At 71.4% G+C, this 18,706-nt stretch carries 14 protein-coding genes and 1 tRNA gene; 7 read left to right on the top strand and 8 right to left on the bottom strand.

Going from position 1 to position 18,706, the window contains the following annotated elements; genetic code table 11:
• Positions 1-36: 36 nt before the first annotated feature.
• Positions 37-1,239 (bottom strand): glycerophosphodiester phosphodiesterase, encoded by a 1,203-nt coding sequence (locus ACZ6X9_RS17575; RefSeq protein ID WP_469778888.1) that lies wholly within the window; start codon positions 1,237-1,239, stop codon positions 37-39.
• A 264-nt stretch (positions 1,240-1,503) separates the two neighbouring features.
• On the opposite strand from ACZ6X9_RS17575, the gene ACZ6X9_RS17570 reads away from it, so the two are divergent.
• Positions 1,504-2,181, top strand: a complete 678-nt coding sequence (locus ACZ6X9_RS17570) for a lysophospholipid acyltransferase family protein (RefSeq protein ID WP_469778887.1) — start codon at positions 1,504-1,506, stop codon at positions 2,179-2,181.
• Positions 2,182-2,210: 29 nt separating this feature from the next.
• Here ACZ6X9_RS17570 and ACZ6X9_RS17565 read toward each other — a convergent pair whose 3' ends face one another.
• The 5 genes from ACZ6X9_RS17565 to ACZ6X9_RS17545 all read right to left on the bottom strand — a co-directional run bounded on the left by ACZ6X9_RS17565 (position 2,211) and on the right by ACZ6X9_RS17545 (position 8,430).
• Positions 2,211-3,047 (bottom strand): alpha/beta fold hydrolase, encoded by an 837-nt coding sequence (locus tag ACZ6X9_RS17565; protein ID WP_469778886.1) that lies wholly within the window; start codon positions 3,045-3,047, stop codon positions 2,211-2,213.
• Positions 3,048-3,251: 204 nt separating this feature from the next.
• The gene (locus ACZ6X9_RS17560) at positions 3,252-4,838 is read right to left on the bottom strand and encodes an MFS transporter (protein WP_469778885.1); all 1,587 of its coding nucleotides are present in this window, start codon (positions 4,836-4,838) and stop codon (positions 3,252-3,254) included.
• Complete coding sequence (locus tag ACZ6X9_RS17555) at positions 4,835-5,386, bottom strand: TetR/AcrR family transcriptional regulator (RefSeq protein WP_469778884.1); 552 nt, start codon at positions 5,384-5,386, stop codon at positions 4,835-4,837. The genes ACZ6X9_RS17560 and ACZ6X9_RS17555 overlap by 4 nt, the downstream gene beginning before the upstream one ends.
• Positions 5,387-5,720: 334 nt before the next feature.
• Positions 5,721-7,154, bottom strand: a complete 1,434-nt coding sequence (argH, locus tag ACZ6X9_RS17550) for an argininosuccinate lyase (protein WP_469778883.1) — start codon at positions 7,152-7,154, stop codon at positions 5,721-5,723.
• Between the two features lie 82 nt (positions 7,155-7,236).
• A complete protein-coding gene (locus tag ACZ6X9_RS17545) occupies positions 7,237-8,430 on the bottom strand; it encodes an argininosuccinate synthase (RefSeq protein ID WP_469778882.1) in 1,194 nt (397 codons plus the stop codon).
• Positions 8,431-8,585: 155 nt separating this feature from the next.
• Between ACZ6X9_RS17545 and ACZ6X9_RS17540 the strand changes: the two genes are divergently transcribed.
• From ACZ6X9_RS17540 to ACZ6X9_RS17530, 3 genes are all read left to right on the top strand, one after another.
• Complete coding sequence (locus ACZ6X9_RS17540) at positions 8,586-9,176, top strand: Uma2 family endonuclease (RefSeq protein ID WP_469778881.1); 591 nt, start codon at positions 8,586-8,588, stop codon at positions 9,174-9,176.
• Between the two features lie 86 nt (positions 9,177-9,262).
• Positions 9,263-10,669: a hypothetical protein gene (locus tag ACZ6X9_RS17535; RefSeq protein WP_469778880.1), complete on the top strand. Its 1,407-nt coding sequence runs from the start codon at positions 9,263-9,265 to the stop codon at positions 10,667-10,669.
• Positions 10,670-10,795: 126 nt separating this feature from the next.
• Positions 10,796-10,869, top strand: a tRNA-Pro gene (locus ACZ6X9_RS17530).
• Positions 10,870-11,156: 287 nt separating this feature from the next.
• Here ACZ6X9_RS17530 and ACZ6X9_RS17525 read toward each other — a convergent pair.
• On the bottom strand, positions 11,157-11,462 hold the full coding sequence (locus ACZ6X9_RS17525; protein WP_469778879.1) for a hypothetical protein: 306 nt from the start codon (positions 11,460-11,462) through the stop codon (positions 11,157-11,159).
• A 710-nt stretch (positions 11,463-12,172) separates the two neighbouring features.
• On the opposite strand from ACZ6X9_RS17525, the gene ACZ6X9_RS17520 reads away from it, so the two are divergent.
• The 3 genes from ACZ6X9_RS17520 (at position 12,173) to ACZ6X9_RS17510 (ending at position 17,414) form a co-directional block, all read left to right on the top strand.
• Positions 12,173-13,921 (top strand): mycolysin, encoded by a 1,749-nt coding sequence (locus tag ACZ6X9_RS17520; RefSeq protein ID WP_469778878.1) that lies wholly within the window; start codon positions 12,173-12,175, stop codon positions 13,919-13,921.
• Between the two features lie 366 nt (positions 13,922-14,287).
• A complete protein-coding gene (locus ACZ6X9_RS17515; protein ID WP_469778877.1) occupies positions 14,288-16,735 on the top strand; it encodes a sensor histidine kinase in 2,448 nt (815 codons plus the stop codon).
• A gap of 70 nt (positions 16,736-16,805) precedes the next feature.
• Entirely contained in the window at positions 16,806-17,414 is a 609-nt protein-coding gene (locus tag ACZ6X9_RS17510) for a response regulator (RefSeq protein WP_469778876.1), read from the top strand.
• Positions 17,415-17,549: 135 nt separating this feature from the next.
• Here the strand turns inward: ACZ6X9_RS17510 and ACZ6X9_RS17505 are convergent, their stop codons facing one another.
• Entirely contained in the window at positions 17,550-18,539 is a 990-nt protein-coding gene (locus ACZ6X9_RS17505) for a PI-PLC domain-containing protein (protein WP_469778875.1), read from the bottom strand.
• Positions 18,540-18,706: the final 167 nt, after the last annotated feature.

The raw sequence follows: 18,706 nt of genomic DNA, 5'->3' as shown, positions 1-18,706 counted from the left end.
GTGGAATCCCCGGGGATTACCGGGGAAGCGGGGGTCTCAGCCCTTGCGCCCCTTCAGGAACTCCTCACGCGCGAGGACCGCCGTGTCGCAGTTGTCCGAGAAGATGCCGTCGATCCCCGTGGCGTAGTACGCCTTGAAGGCGCCGATGGCGTCGCCGTACGCGTTGGGGTCGCTCCCGCGCCGGAAGTCGGCGGGCAGGAAGCTGTTCTCGTTGCGCATGGTGTACGGGTGCAGCACCAGACCGGCCGCGTGGGCGTCACGGACGAGCGTGGTGGGCTTGGTGAGCTTCTCGTTCTTGTCGCGCGGGATGATCAGGTTGAGCCACGGGCCGATGCCCTGGGCGAAGCCGGAGACCCACTTCAGCCCCTTCGGGGTGATGAGGTCGGCGACCGTGCGCGGGTCCTTGGCCTCGACGAAGTCCCAGGGGCGGGTGGGCAGGTCGTCCAGGAGCAGGATCTTCGGGCAGTCGAGGCCGAGCCGGCCCAGCCGCCGGAGGCTGCTCGGCTCGAAGGACTGCAGGAAGGTATACGAGTTCCGGCCCGCGCGGCCGTAGCGGCGGAGCAGCTTCGCCAGTCGCTCCTCCAGGCCCAGGCCCAGCTTGCGGAAGTAGGTGGGGTGCTTGGTCTCGACGTGCAGCCAGATGCGCCGGCCGCGCTTGCGCCCCTCCTCCTCGGCCCACTTGAGGACCTCTTCGAAGGTGGGGACGGTCCAGTGGCCGTCATAGAGGGTGTTGTGCTGCCGGACCTGGGGCAGGCGTTCCTTCGCACGCAGGGTCTTCAGCTCGGCGAGGGTGAAGTCCTCGGTGAACCAGCCGGTGTGGGACTCGCCGTCGACCTTCTTGGTGGTCTTGCGGGAGGCGAACTCCGGACGGGAGGAGACGTCGGTGGTGCCCGTGATGTCGTTCTCGTGGCGACAGACGAGATGGCCGTCCTTGGTGGGGACGACGTCCTGCTCGATGACGTCCGCGCCGTTCTCCAGGGCGAACCGGTAGGAGCCGAGGGTGTGCTCGGGCCGGTATCCACTGCCGCCGCGGTGTCCGACGACCGTGGGCACCGGCAGGTCCCGCAGGCCACCGCCGCCGCCGTGGCCGTGCCCCGGCCGCCGGTCGCCGCCGGTGGCCGCCGCCGAGGGGGCCGCCGCCGCCACGCCCGCGCCGCCGCCGAGGGTGACCGCTCCCGCGCCGAGGGCCGCCGCGGCCCCCAGCACCGAGCGCCGGCCCGGCCGCTGCTCCTGCTGCATGTGCATTCGCTCCTTCGTTCCGGAGCCGGTGGTTCCGGCTCCCTTTCGGACGCGCAGATCGTAGGTGCGTCCGTCTTGCGTACAGAAGGCCGTGATCGAAACGGAGTGAAAACTCACGTCAACACTGCGTATCGGGTCGGTTAACCCGGTGTGCGGAAAGGCCGTACCCGCGAGTATCGTCCTCACCTGCCACCAGGCCCGGCCGTCACCGACCGACCACCACGAACAAGACCCAGACCCAGACAAGACAAGACCGGAGGATCCGTGTCCCGCATCCTGCTCAAGGCGTTCCTCGGACTTCTCATGCGCGTCCTGTACCGCCCCAAGGTCGAGGGCATGGAGCGCATCCCCGCTTCCGGGCCGGTCATTCTCGCGGGGAACCACGTCACGTTCATCGACTCGCTGTTCCTGGCCCTGGTGGTCAAACGCCAGGTGTTCTTCATCGGCAAGGACGAGTACGTGACGGGCAAGGGGCTCAAGGGCCGGCTGATGGCCTGGTTCTTCGGCGCCTCCGGCATGATCCCGGTGGACCGCGACGGCGGCCACGGCGGGGTCGCGGCGCTGATGACCGGCCGTCGGGTGCTGGAGGAGGGCAACATCTTCGCGATCTACCCGGAGGGCACCCGCTCCCCCGACGGCCGGCTCTACCGCGGCCGGACCGGCATCGCCCGCCTCGCGCTGATGACGGGCGCGCCGGTGGTGCCGTTCGCGATGATCGGCACCGACAAGGTGCAGCCGAGCGGCAAGGGCCGCCCGCACATCAGCCCGGTGACCGTCCGCTTCGGTGAGCCGCTGGACTTCGAGCGGTACGAGGGCATGGACCGCGACCGCTACGTCCTGCGGGCCGTCACCGACGAGGTGATGAGCGAGGTCATGCGGCTCTCCGGCCAGGAGTACGTGGACATGTACGCCACCAAGGCGCGGGCGGCGAAGGCCGCCTGAGCCGGGCCCCCTCCGACGACGGGCGGCCGTCAGGCCCCGCCGAGGCACCGCGGCTTGAAGCCCGGGTCGGCGGGGCCTTTCCGTGCCAGGGCGTTGAGCACCCACTGGTGGACGACCGGGTCCTTGGTCGCCTGGTCGTGCATGAACGGGTCGAGCGGGCACGTGTCCTGGAGGACGACGTTGGTCAGCCGCTCGGCGGGCCCGGTCAGCAGGGCGCTGGTGTACGGGATGACGACCTCGTCGTACCGGGTGGTGACGACCGTGTAGTCGGGCCCGGCAGGCGTCTCCTCGCCGTCGTTGAGCTTCTTCAGCAGGTCGGATCCGACGCGCTGGTCCAGGCAGGACGGGCAGACCGTGTAACCGGCGGGGATGGCCAGCGGGTTCTTGGTGCCGTGGTTGGACGGGACGATGCCGACGAGGTCGTCCACCTTGTCCGCGCCGCCGAGGAACTTCACGTAGTAGCGCGGCATCATGCCGCCCTGGCTGTGGCCGACGATGTCGACCTTGGCCGCGCCGGTCGCCCCGCGCACGGCTTCGACGAAGTCGCGCAGTTCGGCCGCCGCCTGCGGGATGGGATCGGTCTCCATGTGCCCGTAGTTGAAGGCGAAGACGCAGTAGCCGTTCTCCTTCAGCTTCGGGGAGAGCTTGGCCCAGTTCTCCGCCATGAGCTTGAACGTGCCGTTGACCAGGACGACGGGCTCCGGGTGGGCCGAGTCCGGCTTGCACGACCAGTCGTTGGCGCCCTTGGGCGGGATGTCGAGCACCGACGCCGAGGCGGGGGCCGCGGTGGCGGACATACCGGTGAGGGTGAGGGCCGCGGTGGCCGCCGCGGCGAGCAGGGCTCTCACTTTGGTGCGCAGACGCATGGGGGGTTCCTTCCGCACAAGGGCTTTGCTTCAACCTCGCCGAACCACGTTCGGCAATACCGACCGGTAGTCGCAGATCGTTCCCGCGCGTAAGGACCCCGTCAAGGGACGGAACCCTCGGAAAAAGTCACACGGGCCGGGGCTTGCCGCCCCGGCCCGTGTGCGCTTGGCTCATCCGAGCCCTGTCCCGCTCACCGGCGGCACTCAGTGCTCGTGCTCGGCGTGCTTGATGTGCTCGGCCTCCGCGCTGTCCTCCAGCCGCTGCCCGCGCAGCAGGAACCAGGCCGCCACCGCCGTCCCCAGCAGCACCACCGCGCCGACGGCGGACGCCAGCCGCAGCCCGTCGACGAAGGCGTGCTGCGCGGAGCTCAGGAGGGCGGACCCGGCGTCGGCCGGCAGCGTCATCGCCGCCTTGACGGCTCCGCCCAGCGACTCGTGCGCGTCCGCCGCGGCACCGGACGGCACCCCGGCCGGGACGGCGAAGTCCCGGTAGACGCCGGTGACGATCGAGCCCAGCAGGGCGATGCCGAGCGCGGCACCCAGTTCGTACGCCGTCTCGGAGACGGCCGAGGCGGCGCCCGCCTGCTCCTTGGGCACGCTGGAGAGGATGACGTCGGCGGTGACGGTGAACGAGAAGCCCGCGCCGACGCCGACGACCAGCAGGACCGCCCCGAGCAGCGGGTAGGAGGTGTCGGTCCGCAGGGTGGCGATGACGGCCAGGGCGATGCCGATGGCCGCCAGCCCGCCGCCCACCACCGACCGCACCGACCACCGGCGGGCCGCCTGTCCGGCGAGCAGGCCGGCCGTCACCGCGCCGACGGCGGCCGGGAGTTCGGCCAGCCCGGCCTCCAGCGGGTCGCGGTCCTGCACCAACTGGAGGAACTGCGACAGGAAGAACACCATTCCGGACAGGCCCAGCACCGTCAGCAGGTCGGCCAGCACCGCCGCGGAGAAGCCGCGGTTGCGGAACAGGCGCATGTCCAGCAGGGGCGCGGGCAGCCGGAGCTGCCGGCGGACGAACCAGGCGAGGGCGCCCACGCCGACCACCGCCGCGAGGGCGATCTCCACGCCGAACCCGTGCGTGGCGCCCTCCTTCACCGCGTAGACGACGCCCACGATGCCGGCCATCGAGAGCACGACGCTCAGCAGGTCCCAGGGGCCGGGCGACGGGTCGCGCGACTCGGGCAGCAGCTTGACGCCGACCAGCACCAGCACCGCCATGACCGGCAGGTTGATCAGGAAGACCGAGCCCCACCAGTAGTTCTCCAGCAGGAACCCGCCGACCACCGGCCCCACGGCCGCGCCCGCCGACGCCATCGCACCCCAGATGCCGATGGCGAGGCTGCGCTCGCGCGGGTCGTGGAAGAGGTTGCGGATCAGCGCCAGCGTGGACGGCATCAGGGTCGCGCCGGCGACGCCCAGCAGCGCCCGGGCGGCGATCATCATCTCCGGGCTGGAGGCGTAGGCGTTGAACACCGACACCGCGCCGAACGCGACGGCACCGCCGAGCAGCAGCTTCTTGCGGCCGATCCGGTCGCCCAGGCTGCCCATGGAGACCAGCAGGCCGGCGATGACGAAGGAGTAGATGTCACCGATCCACAGCAACTGCGTGCCGGAGGGCTTCAGGTCCTCGCTGAGGAACGGGGTCGCCAGGCCGAGCACGGTGGCGTCGACGGCGACCAGCAGCACGGCCAGGACGAGGACGGAGAGCGCCAGCCAGCGGCCCCGGTACGGGGTCTCCCCGGATCCTCGCGCGTCCGACGGCTGGGTGATCGTTCGTTGGCCGCTCATCGTTCCATCCTCCGTCGGGCGCCGCCGAGCAGCAGCTCGGAGACCATTCTGGTGTGGTCCTTGGCGGCCACCCGGCCGTCGTGGACCGCCCAGGCGCCGGTGCCGATCAGCCCGTAGAGCGCCTCGGTGAGCCAGGCCGCCGACAGGTCGAGACGGAAGGCGCCCTCCTCCTGGCCCCGGGTGAAGAGCCGCTGCACGCGGGTGTCCAGCCGGTTCCAGCCCTCGTTGCAGCCGTTCTCGTACAACTGGTTCTCGGTGAAGAGGAACGCGAGGATGCCCGCCACGGGCTCGGACAGGGCGATCAGCCGGCGCACGGCCTCGGCCGCGTCCCCCTCCTCCGGCCGCGCCTCGTCGAGCGCCCGCTCGAACTGCTCGATGCCCAGGTCCTCCAACGCCCGGACGAGCGCGTCCCGCCCGGCGAAGTGCCGGTGGAGCGTGGCGCGGCTGATGCCCGCCGCTCTCGCGATCTCGTCCATGGAGGCCGTCGCCTTGCGGGTGAGCAGGGACGCTGCCGCGTTCAGTACGTGCTGTCGGTCGAGCCTCGTCATGAGACGAGGGTAACCCGAATGAGACAGTGGTGTCTCATTCGGGGCGGTGGTGTCGCGCGTGTCGCGGTCGCGCTTCGCGCGGTGGGGTGCCCCGGTCCCGCCCTTTCGCCGTTTCCTGGGGGCGAGCCCCCAGCCCCCCAAACCGCGCTCCGCGCGGTTGTCCTCAAACGCCGGACGGGCTGGATCGTGCCTGAGCGGGCACTTTCAGCCTGTCCGGCGTTTGAGGACGAGCGGCGCAGCCGCGACAAGGGGGTCTGGGGCGCAGCCCCAGGAATCGGCGAAGTGGGGGTGCCCCCTCTGGGGGAGGGACCGGGGCACAGCCCCCCGCAGGGGCTCATCCCCGCTTCGCGCCCGCCCACTCCCGTTGGACCGCGAGTTCCGCCTTTACCTCGATGAGCTGTGCGGCCACCGCCGACGGCGCCGTACCCCCCCGCCCGCTGCGGGAAGCAAGCGACCCAGGGACGTCGAGGACCGTACGAACCTCAGGCGTCAGATGCGGCGAGATCGCCGCGAACTGCTCATCCGTGAGCCCGTCCAGCTCGATCCCCAGCCGCTCACACTCCTTCACGCACTCCCCCGCCACCTCATGAGCCACCCGGAACGGCACCCCCTCCCGCACCAGCCACTCCGCGATGTCGGTGGCCAGGGAGAACCCGGCCGGGGCCAGTTCCTCCATCCGCTCCCGGTGGACGGTGAGCGTCGCCATCATCCCGGTGAAGGCGGGGAGCAGCACCTCCAGTTGGTCGCAGGAGTCGAACACCGGCTCCTTGTCCTCCTGGAGGTCCCGGTTGTAGGCGAGCGGCAGCGCCTTGAGTGTGGCGAGCAGCCCGGTGAGGTTGCCGATCAGTCGCCCGGACTTGCCCCGGGCCAGCTCGGCGATGTCCGGATTCTTCTTCTGCGGCATGATCGACGAGCCGGTCGAGAACGCGTCGTGGAGGGTGACGAAGGAGAACTCCTTCGTGTTCCAGATGATGACCTCCTCCGCGATCCGCGAGAGGTCGACGCCGATCATGGCCGTGATGAACGCGAACTCGGCGACGAAGTCCCGGGCGGCGGTGCCGTCGATGGAGTTGCCCACCGAGCCGCGTTCGAACCCGAGGTCGGCGGCGACCGCCTCCGGGTCGAGGCCGAGGCTGCTGCCGGCCAGGGCACCGGAGCCGTACGGGGAGACGGCCGTCCGCTCGTCCCACTGCCGCAGCCGCTCCGCGTCCCGGCCGAGGGCGTGGACGTGGGCGAGGACGTGGTGGGCGAAGAGGACGGGCTGGGCGTGCTGGAGGTGCGTCCGGCCGGGCATGGCGACGTCCTGGTGTGCCTCGGCGAGGCCGACGAGCGCTTCCTGGAGCTCGGTGAGCAGTCCGCCGATGATCCGCGCGTGGTCGCGCAGGTACATCCGGAAGAGGGTGGCGACCTGGTCGTTGCGGGAGCGGCCGGCGCGCAGCTTGCCGCCGAGGTCGGGGCCGAGCCGTTCGAGGAGGCCGCGCTCCAGGGCGGTGTGCACGTCCTCGTCGGCGACGGTGCCGGTGAAGGCGCCGGTGGCGACGTCGGCCTCCAGTCGGTCGAGGCCGTCCAGCATCGCCGCGAGCTCGTCGGCGGTCAGCAGACCGGCCTTGTGCAGCACACGGGCGTGGGCGCGGGAACCGGCGATGTCGTAGGGGGCCAGGCGCCAGTCGAAGTGGACCGACGCGGACAGCCTGGCCAGCGCCTCGGCGGGGCCGTCGGCGAAGCGGCCGCCCCAGAGGCGGACATCGTCGGGGGTGCCGGTGCTCACGTGCGTGCTCCTCGTGGGTGGTGGGAGGCGGCCGGCCGCCGTCGGGGTGTCGGGCGGAGGGATACGGCGGCCGGCCGGTCGGTCAGACCAGGTCCCGCTTGGCGGCGATCTTCGACGAGAGGCCGAAGATCTCGATGAAGCCCTTGGACAGGGACTGGTCGAAGGTGTCACCCGTGTCGTAGGTGGCGAGGTTGAAGTCGTAGAGCGACTTCGCGGACTTCCGGCCGGTGACGACGGCCCGGCCGCCGTGCAGCGTCATCCGGATGTCGCCGCTGACGTGCTCGTTGGCCTCGGCGATGAAGCCGTCCAGCGCCCGCTTGAGCGGCGAGAACCACAGCCCGTCGTAGACCAGCTCGCTCCACCGCTGCTCGACCTGCCGCTTGTAGCGGGCGAGTTCGCGCTCGACGGTGACGTTCTCCAGCTCCTGGTGGGCGGTGATCAGCGCGATGGCGCCGGGCGCCTCGTAGATCTCCCGGGACTTGATGCCCACGAGCCGGTCCTCGACCATGTCGATCCGGCCGATGCCCTGGGCGCCCGCCCGGTCGTTGAGCTGCTGGATCGCCTGGAGGACGCTGACGGCCTGGCCGTCGATCGCGACCGGGACGCCGGCCTCGAAGGTGATGACGACCTCGTCGGCGTCGCGCGGGGCGGCCGGGTTGGCCGTGTAGTCGTAGACGTCCTCGATCGGCGCGTTCCAGATGTCCTCCAGGAAGCCGGTCTCGACGGCCCGGCCGAAGACGTTCTGGTCGATCGAGTACGGCGACTTCTTGGTGGTGGCGATCGGCAGGCCCTTGGCCTCGCAGAAGGCGATGGCCTTGTCCCGGGTCATGGCGTAGTCCCGGACGGGCGCGATGCACTGCAGGTCCGGCGCGAGCGAGGAGATCCCGGCCTCGAACCGCACCTGGTCGTTGCCCTTGCCGGTGCAGCCGTGGGCGACCGTGGTCGCGCCGTGCTTCTGCGCGGCGGCGACGAGGTGCTTGACGATCGTCGGCCGGGAGAGCGCCGAGACCAGCGGGTACCGGTCCATGTAGAGGGCGTTGGCCTTGATCGCCGGGAGGCAGTACTCCTCGGCGAACTCGTCCTTGGCGTCGGCGACCTCCGCCTCCACCGCACCGCAGGCGAGCGCGCGCTTGCGGATGACGTCCAGGTCCTCGCCGCCCTGGCCGACGTCCACGGCGACGGCGATGACCTCGGCGCCCGTCTCCTCGGCGATCCAGCCGATGGCGACGGAGGTGTCCAGGCCGCCCGAGTAGGCGAGTACGACGCGCTCGGTCACGGGATTCTCCTTACCTTGCATGCGGTGATGGGTATAACTATGCAGTGCTCCGTATGTTTCGTCAAGGACTCGGAAGGGTGAATCAAGCGGATACGGGTACCGGCGGGACGCTCTACGAGGCGAGTATCGAGAGGCCCGAGTAGGGGAGGCGGACGATGACTGCGCAGCTTGAGCGCCCGCACAACGCGCGGGTGGAGTCCGTGAACGACGCACGGACCGAATCCATGCGGAACGCCATCGAACGCGCGTCGCCGCTTCTGAAGAGCTTCAAGATCGAGGCAGTGGGGGACCGGATCATCGCGACTCCGCGGAGCGGCGTTCAGAGCTGGACCGTCTTCGACGTCCAGACTGCCATCGTCGCCTCCGGCCTCGGCAAGCAACGAATTCTGAACGACGTGGAGTTCGGCTTCCCTGGAGAGCCCGATCGATGCCCGGACGTGGCGATCATCGAAGACGGAGCGACCGACCCGTACTCGCACGAGGACCTCTTGGCCGCGATCGAGATCGTCTCGTCGAGGAACGACAAGAACGACTATGCGGTCAAGATGTGGCAGTATGCCCGCTTCGGCGTACCCGCATACCTCATCATTGATCCGTTCCGCGGCGAATGCGACCTGCTCACCAACCCCAGAGATGACGCGTACGCCTCCCGGCAGACGTACAAGTACGGCGACACCATCCCGCTGAGCCTGCAGGACGGCGCCGAGATCGAGATCCCCACTGCCTCCTTCAAGCGCCGGAGCTGAGCCCGCCCCAGCCCGTCCCCCTTTCCCGCCGGATCTACGATCACCTTTGGACGATCGAAACGACCGGAACGGGAGCACTCCCCTATATGAACCGCGAGTACGGCCTCGCCTACGCGACCCTCCGGGCCGCCCGAGCCGGGGACGACGTCCCGTTCGACGCCGCCGATCCGACGGCGTGGATCGACTTCGACTACGGCGTGCGCGACCCCCTGCACTGGCAGGACCCGCCCGTCGACTGGCTGCGCTCCGGGGAACCGGCGCCCGGCGGCGCGGCGGTGGCGGTGGCGCTGTGTCATTTCGACGGGCGGGTGCGCGAGGCGGTGCTGCGGCGGCTGGAGGCGGCCCGGTTCCCGGCGCTGGTGGTGCTGCGGTGCGCGGACTGGGCGGGGCCGGTGCGCGAAGAGGCGCGGCGGGCGCTGGCCGTGCTGCTGCCGGGTGCGCCGCCGAGCACCGTGGCGCTGGTCGCGGCGGTCGCCCTGCGCGCGGCCGTCCGGCGGCGGGGCGACTTCGCCCACGATCTCGTCATGACGTTCGTCCGGAGTCCGGAGCGGATCGGCGCGCTGCTGGCGTGCCGCGACCGGGGAGCCCGCCGGCTGGGGTACCGGGTGGCCGTCGAGGAGGAGCATCTGTCCGCCGCCGAGCTGGCGCGGGCCGCGGCCACGGATCCGGACGTCGTCGTACAGGACCTGTGCGCGAACGCCGCGCTCGCCCGCACCCGGGACGGTGACCCCGAGGGCGTCCTGCGCCCGCTGCTGACCTCGCGGCAGCCGCGCGTCCGTGCCGCCGGCGTGACCGCGCTGCGGCGGACCGGCGAGACCGAGGAGGCGGCCCGCTTCCTCGCCGACCGCTCCGGGCTGGTCCGCGCCTGCGCCCGCTGGGTGCTGCGGCAGCACGGCGTCGACCCGCTGCCGCTGCACCGGGCCGCCTGCACCGCCCCCGACGTCCTCCCCGGCGCGCCCGCCGGGCTGGGCGAGGCCGGGACGCGGGCGGACGCGCCGCTGCTGTGGCCGCTGCTCGGCCACCCGCGTCCGGCCGTGCGGGCGAAGGCCGTCGCCGCGCTGCGGGCGCTGGACGCGGGCGAGCCCGAGCGGCTGGAGCCGCTGCTGGACGACCCGTCGGTCTCCGTCGTCCGCGAGGCGACCACGACGCTCCTGCCCGTGGCCGCCCGGCTCTCCGAGGACTGGCTGTACGACCGGCTGGCCGACGACCGCCCCCGGCACGTCCGCGTCTCCGCGTTCCGGCTGCTGTCCGCCCACCACCCGACGGCCCGGTTGCGCTGCTTCCTGCGGCTGGCGGACGACGAGGAGCCCGCCCTGCGCGAGCGGGCCCTGACCGCCCTCGCCGACTGGATCCCCTACAACGGCGCCACGGCCTTCCGGGCGCTTCCCGCGGCCCGTCGCGCCGAGCTGGACGCGCTGCTGGAGCGGGTCGCGGCCGGGCCGGGCGGGCGGCAGGCCGCCCGGGTGCGCTGGTTTCTGGACGCCTCCCGCTGACCCGGGCGCCGGCCCCGGAGGGCCCCGCCGGCCCCCAGCCCACCCCCGGATTTGGATCACGGCGCGGAACAGGATATTTTCTTTCTGCACGCCCCACCGGGATGAAAACCGGCGGGAACGGGCGAACGGGACGTGGCGCAGCTTGGTAGCGCACTTGACTGGGGGTCAAGGGGTCGTGGGTTCAAATCCCGCCGTCCCGACAGGTCGAGCGGGAATCTTTCCGGCTCAGAGGCCCTGTCTCCATCACTGGAGGCAGGGCCTTCGTCGTACCTTCGGGTGATCTTGCCGCGATTCGCCGCGATTCGTCACAGGCGATGCGGATCATGCCCAACGCCTACGCCCCAAGAGCCCACCCGGTCCGTCCGATCCGGTGTTCAGGTTTTTCGGATCCGCGCGACGCCTTGCCGAAGGCGGGTGTCTCACGCCGGGACAAGCCCTCGGCAGCCAGGTAAAGGCCGCCATGGATCACGGGATCGATACTTTCCGCTCAGAAGTGCGGTAGGTCCCCGGCATGCGTCCGCTCATATCGCCGCGGATCGTTCTGCTCGGACCATTCATCGTCCTCCCGACGGCTGCTTCTTTTGTCGGCGCCGGCGAGGGCGAGGAAGCCGAAGACCGGCAGAAGGATCATGAGGGCCGTGGTGACGGCGAACGCCACCAGATCGACGACCAGGACAAGGAGAAACCACCCAAGGAAGTAACCGGCGACGGCAGCAGCCGCGAGGGAGGCGATCTTCCCGTACCAGGGAAGGCTCTTGAAGCGGGCTATGGCCCAGCGGGCACTCTTGCGCATGCGGCAACGCTCCTCCGTGGAGCGGTCGTTGTCCACGGGCGCATCAGGGAACGTCAAGGCGCTCTCGACGGGTCACGCGCCCCTCGGCATGACACAGCGCCCGGTCGGATCGACCGAAGGTCGCCGACGCGAAAAAGGATCGGGAAGTAGGCGGTTGGCGGTTGAACGCTTACGCCTGAATCCGGCCAAGCGGCAATCTCGCCGTCCTGGCACGGGAAAAGTCCTTCGGCCTGCGAATGCGCCAAGACCGAGGGCTTTTTCGCGTTTTCCGGGACGGCCAGCCGACCCCGGGGCGCCGGTCGGCGCCGCGGAGCTTCGCACACGCCGGCGGCCGAGCAGGGAGCGCGCCGCAGCGAGGCCGTCGCCGTAGATCGACGCATACGCAGGGTAGTTGTGCGGCGAGACTTCGACCACACCACGAAACGCCCCCCTTGCATCCTCCGGCAACCAGCTTCAGCTCAACTCGGCAGCTCAGACTGCTCGGTTGACCTGCCGTCAGGAACCCACAAGGGAGCAGTTGGCATGCGCAAGCCATGGTGTATGGTTTCGCCCTCTGTCACCCAGAGTGCTTCTTTGGCCAATGCTCGGCTCATCGGTCGAAGGTGTCGGCGCCCTGGAGGGCAGTGCGCAACTCCCCCACAGCGGTGCCCGCGTGGCCCGGGCCTGGTTCGGCCAGGGCCGGGCCACGCCCACCGCGGAAAGGTTCGCTCATGTCCGGAAAACGGGCCTTGAAGAGACGGGTCCTCAAACCCGTCCCGCTGGCCGCTCTGGCGGGCGTCGGTGCCTGCCTGGCCGTCGCCGTCGTGCCGTCCGCGTCCGCCACGCCGGCCACACCCGCCGCGCGCACCACGACGGCCGCCGCGCACACTTCGGCCGCCCCGAGCGGCCCCTGTACGATCCGCTCCGCCGACAAGCGCTCCGAGGCGCCGCTCAGTTGCCTCGGCGTCACCGCCTCCCTCGACCGTCTGCCGGCCGTCGGTGAGCAGGCCACCCTCACCGTGGTGGTCAAGGCGCAGACGACCGTCGGGAACGCGGGTCTGGCCGTCCGGTTGCCGCCCTCGCTCCGAATAGCCGGCGGAGGCGCCGGCCTGGCCGCGCCCGCCACGGACGTCTTCGGCCAGCGCATCAGCCGGAAGCTCGTCCTGTCCCCCGGTACCCGCGCCGTCGAGCTCAAGGTCAGGGCCGTCGCCGCAGGGCCCGCCCAGATCCAGGCGGACATCAGCGACATCGACCACCCCGACCCGCGCCGCGCCGGCCACGACTCGGTGGAACTGACCGTCGGCACCGCCAAGGGCTCCACCGGCAAGGGCGTATCGATCGGCAAGGCCCGTGCGACCAAGGTCGACGGTCCCGCCCGCGACATCCGCAAGCCGCGCAAGGTCGCACCCAGGTCCCCCGCTCCCGCGCACCCGCCGGCCGCCTCCGCCCCCACCGCGCGCGCCCAGGTCTGCGTCAGCGGCACCTTCCGCAACCGCTTCCAGTCCGCCGAGGGCGGCGACTGGAACGCCAAGGCCAACCGGGACGAGCCGGTCAGCAACGCCAACGTCATCCTGTGGGGCAAGCCGACCGCCAACGGCGAGACGCGCAAGCTCGCCACGGGGATGACCGGCAACGGCGACGGCCGGTTCAACCTCTGTTACACCCCGACCACCGCCGTCACCTCGGCGGCCTGGGTGGAGTTCCGGACGCAGGCCGGCGGGATGTGGTCGGTGATCGGCGCCGACGGCGGCGTCTACGCCACCTCCTCGTACGCCCTGACCAACCTCTCGGGCAGCACGGGCCTGGGCAACGTGTACGCCAACGCCGGGCAGAGCCGCGCGTGGCACGCCCTGGACACCCTCAACAAGTTGTGGTGGAACCGCGGTTCCACGACCGACTGCTGGGCCTCCAGTGAACAGGGCGGGCGCTGCACCCCGATCACCGTCCAGTGGTACCCCGGCTCCACCGACGGCACGTACTGGAACTCCGGCGAGGACAGGATCCATCTCGCCGACAACGACCCGGACTCCGAGCACACGACCGTCCACGAGGCGGGCCACGCCCTCCAGGGCAAGCTCTACAAGGGGTGGTGGCCGCGGGTGAGCAACTGCTCGCCCCACTACGTCGACCGCTCCTCCTCCACGACCTGCGCCTGGACCGAGGGCTTCGCCAACGCGGTGGCGTTCCACACCTTCGGCGACACCACCTACTACTGGGGCAACGGCGCCTCGCTGAACCTCGCCAACGACCGCTCCACCCGCGGCATCGACCCGGGCGACGCCTGTGAGGCCCGCGTCGCCACCACGCTGGTCGACCTGTGGTCGCAGGTCGACGGCGGCTGGACGAAGAGCAACACCATGATGGCCAAGGACCCGCAGTCCACCTTCCGCGAGTACTTCGTCACCGACCGGCCCGCGTACGGCCTGGACACGGGTGCGACGGCCCGCGACATCATCTGGAAGCACACCATCTGGTACTGACCGGCGTCACTCGGCACTGACCGGCAGCGGTCGGTGCCGTCGCGGTCGCCCCCGGCCCCGGCTCCGCCCCAGGCCCCCGGCCCCCGGCCCCCGGCCCCCGGCCCCCGGCCCCCGGGGCAAGTAACACACATTCTTTTCTGCGGCCCCTTACCTGCGTCCCTTATGCTGCCCCTCACATGTGAGACGCGTGTTAGGGGAGGGGCGGCGTCACGGATGGGATCTCGCGATCGGTTCGGGGAAGCGAGCAGGTCGGGAAAGGGCGCCGGGGAGGACGGGCGGCAGCAGGGAGCGGGGCGGGGGGACGGGCGGCCGGCAGGCGGGCGGTGTGAGGAGAACCCGGCGGGGCCGACGCCCCGGGTGGCCCGGATGCTGCTCGCCGGCACCCTCGTCGCCCTGCCCGGCTTGTGCTTGATCAATCTGGCACAAGCCGGGCAGGGCGACGGGAAACTGGTCTCCGCCGCGGCGTTGATCGTCGCCGTCTGTCTGCTCCAGTGCCTCCACTCCTCCGCGACCGCCAGGGAGCGGCTGGGCCGGTGCGTCCATCTGACGCTGATCGCCCAGGCGGTGCTCACCTTCGCGCCGTTCGCGTTCCTGGGGTTCTACTGGATCACCATGGCCGGTCTCTTCGCGGGCTCGGTCCTCGTGGTGCTGCCGGCGCGGGCCGCCTGGACGGTGTTCGGCGCGCTGGGCGCGGTGTTCGTGGCCATCGGTTTCCATTACGGGCACGGGTGGGTGGAGACCCTCTACTTCGCCGAATCCGCGGCGGGCTTCGGTTTCGTCGTCTTCGGCCTCTCGCACCTCTCCAAGCTCGTCCGCGAGCTGCGCGACGCCCGGACCGGGCTCGCCCGGGCGGCCGTGACCAGGGAACGCCTGGCCTTCGCCCGGGACGTGAACGGTCTGCTCGGCAGCAGTCTCTCCGCCATCACGCTCAAGAGCGAGCTCGTCCGCCGCCTCATCCCGACCCGCCCCGACCGCGCCGTGGACGAGGTCGCCGGCGTGCTGGCCGTCTCCCGCCAGGCGCTCGCCAACGTCCGCGCCGTCGCCAAGGGCTACCGCGACATGTCGCTGGAGCGGGAGATCGCCTCCGCCGGGGAGGTGCTGCGCTCCGCCGAAGTCGAGGTGCGGACCCGGGCCGAGGTGGGAACCGTCGACCGCCGGGCCGAAACCGTGCTCGCGGCGGTCCTGCGCGAGGCCGTCACCGACGTCCTGCGGCACGGCCGGGCGACGGCGTGCGAGATCACCGCCGTCCGGACCGATCACGGTGTGATCCGCCTGTCGGTGAGCAATGACGGCTGTGCCCTTTCCGCTCCGCTCGCTCCCGTCCCGAACACTCCCCTCCCGAACGATCCCGTCGCGCGCACTCCCGTCCCGAACGCTCCCCTCCCGGACGCTCCCGTCGCACACACTCCCCCGACGGACGACGGCACCGGTCTGAGCGGCCTCGCCTCCCGGCTCCGGGCCCTCGGGGGCCGGCTCGTGTCGGACCGTACCGCCGACGGCGGGTTCCGCCTGGTCGCCGAAGTGCCGGCCGCCGGGCAGGCCGAAGCTCCCGCCGCCCGCCGGCGGGCGCGGCGGCGCACCGGCCTCTTTCCCGCGCCCGCGTCCCGGACGGCCCTCGGCATCTCCGTGGCCGTGCTGTTGAACTACGTCCTGACCGGCGTCACGAACATCCTGCGGCAGAACCCGTCGGTCTCCGCCGCCGTGTTCTCCCTCGCCGGTCTGGCCGTGAGCGCGGTGATCCAGTGCTTCCACTTCTGTCCGCGCACCCGCCGCAGGCTGGGCCGCCGCGCCTGCCTCACCCTGGGCGTCCAGGGCGTGCTGGCCTGCCTGCCGATCATGCTCCTCGGGCAGTGGTGGGGTTACACCGCCGGGTTCTTCTGCGGCTCGCTCCTGCTGCTCCTGCCCTCCCGGCCCGCCTGGGCGCTGTTCTGGGTGACGGGCCTGGGCCTGTCCGGCTGTGCCCGGCTCGCCGGGCACACCGAGGCGTGCAGCTATTACTTCGGGCAGTCCACCCTGCTCTGCGGCATCGTCGTCTACGGGATCTCCCACTTCTACGACGTGATCTGGCAGTTGCACCGCACCCGCGACGAGCTCGCCCGCGCCGCCGTGGCCGAGGAGCGCCTCCGTTTCGCCCGCGACCTGCACGACCTGCTCGGTTACAGCCTCTCCTCCATCACGCTCAAGAGCGAGCTGGTCCGCCGCCTCGTCCCCGTCCGGCCGGAGCAGGCGATGGCGGAGGCCGACGAGGTGCTGGCCGTCGCCCGGCAGTCGCTCGCCGACGTCCGGACGGTCGTCAGCGGCTACCGGGACCTGAGCCTGGAGGACGAAATCGCCTCGGCCCGCTCGGTGTTGGACGCGGCGGGGATCTCCCTGGACGTCGAGTGCGCGCCGGGGTCCGTCGGGCGGCAGGCGGACACCGTGCTCGCGACCGTGCTGCGCGAGGCGGTCACCAACCTCCTCCGCCACAGCCGGGCCCGGCGCTGCGCGCTCTCCGTGAGCCGCACGCCCGCCGGGAGCGTCCGGCTGACGGTCCGCAACGACGGCGCCGATCCCGCCCACCGTGATCCCTGCCCCGACAGCGGCAGCGGCCTCGGCAATCTGACGGGGCGTCTGGAGGCCGTCGGGGGGCGGCTGGTGTACGGGCATGAGGGGAACGGTACGTTCCGCTTGACCGCCGAGGTCCCCGCGGGCCACTGCGACCCGGCCGCACCCGCATCCGCGGCCACCCCCGCCCCCGTGGCCATCCCCGCGCCCGCGATCATCCCCAGCGCCGTCGCCGCCGCAATAAAAGATCATGCTCTGGCGGCACGTTGATAGGATCACGCCTCTCGCGGAGTCACCACAGGACACCGGCCCCGCGGACCGCTACAGACGAAGGCACCCCGTGATACGGATACTTCTGGCCGAGGACATGCACATGGTCCGCGGAGCGCTCGTGGCCCTGCTCGACCTCGAACCGGACATCGACGTCGTGTGCCAGTTGGAGCGCGGCGACGAGATCGTGGAGGCCGCGCTCAGGCACCGGCCCGACGTGGCGGTGATCGACATCGACCTGCCGGGGACCGACGGGCTCACCGCCGCCGCCGAGCTGCGCGAGAAGCTGCCGGAGTGCCGCACGCTCATCCTCACCAGCCTCGGCCGCCCCGGCACCCTGCGCCGGGCCCTGGCCGCGCACGTCTCCGGCTACCTCCTCAAGGACGCGCCGTCGGACGAGCTGGCCACCGCCATCCGCCGGGTCGCCGCCGGACAGCGCTCCATCGACCCCGAACTCGCCCTCGCCGCCTGGGGCGGCGCCGAGAGTCCGCTGACCGCCCGCGAGACGGAGGTGCTGCGCCTGGCGGCGGAGGGCGCGGAGACCGGCGAGATCGCCTCCCGGCTCCACCTGTCCGCCGGGACCGTCCGCAACTATCTGACGACCGTGGTGGCCAAGCTCAACGCCCGTAACCGGGTGGACGCCATCCGGATCGCCCGCGACTCGGGCTGGCTGACGTAGGCGGGCGCCGGCCCGGCGGCGCGAGTCCCGGACCACTGCCGCCGGACCGCTGCCGCCGGACCGCCCCATCGGGCCGACGGGCGGCCGTACGCCGAGGGCACTGCCGCCGTCGCCGGACGCCCGCCACCGTGACCGCTACTTGAACAGACGGTCGGCGCTGGTGGCCATGCGGTGCGTGCCGCTGTGCCGGTTCACCCAGTCACGGATGAGGTTGATGGCGTTGGCACACTGCCAGCCGTTGTCGTATTCGCGCTCGCCGGTGTACTTGCCGTAGCCCGCGATGATGCCGTCCACCCGCGCGTCGCCCAGCAGCTTGTCGACGTACCACGGGTCGTTGTAGGTGGCCGTCCAGGACAGCGTGGCCGCGAGCCGGCCGGCGGCGCGGTCGGCGGCGGCCTTCTTCAGTTCCGCGCAGGTGTTCCAGCTCGGCTCGGTGCAGTTGCCGAAGCCGTTGGGGAGGTCGGTGTCGCCGTAGTCCATCACCCGCCGGCCGGCCGGGAACCCGGCGCCGGAGCGGTTGAAGGCGTTGAGCACCGTGTCGCGGGAGCCGGTCGTCGTGATGCCCTCCAGCCTGCCGAGCTTGCCCTCCAGGCTCTTCCAGCCCCTGCCGCCGACGTCCGGGTCGTTGCCGCCGTGGTACTCGTAGAAGCCGTAGAGCACCTGGATTCCGGCGGCCGTCAGCCGCTGCGCCTTGTCGCGCAGCCCGGCGACGCTGCACGTCCGGTTCGGGGCCTCGCCGCAGTAGTTCGGGTCCTTGATGTCCAGCCAGACCAGCGCCAGGCGGCGTCCCGAGTTGGCGTTGGAGAGGATGCGGTCGATCATGCTGTCGAAGCTGGGTCCCCGCCGGTTCTCACCGGCCGAGGAGCAGTCGTGGTAGGCGCGCCATTCGTTGGGGTTCCACCAGGCGCAGACGTCGATCTCGATGGCGTTGGCGCCGTGGTTGAGCGCGGCGTCCACACCCTCCACGGTGTCCACGCGGTGGGCGATGGCATAGACGGCCTGCCGCTGGTCGGCCGCCGCCGCCGGGTTCGCGCCGAGGACCGTGGCGCCGATGAGCCCGCACAGGGCCGCTAACAGCGCCGGTATCGCCCGCAGGCCGGTGGCGCGTCGGAAATGAGTGGTCAAGAGAGGAACTCCTTCACACCTGTCGTTTTCCTGAACACTTGAACCACTTGAGTCTGCGGGAACAGGTGCCCCGGCCGCTACCAAAACGGGCACTTCGGTACGCGGAACCGGAAAAGTGAGATCCGGTCAGAGGGGGAACCAAGCCGTTTGCAACGCCCGCCCGGGGC

Source organism: Streptomyces sp. NPDC052910 (assembly GCF_055585605.1).
The sequence above is the reverse complement of the archived record's forward strand: the minus strand, read 5'-3'. Positions and strand labels throughout refer to the sequence as shown.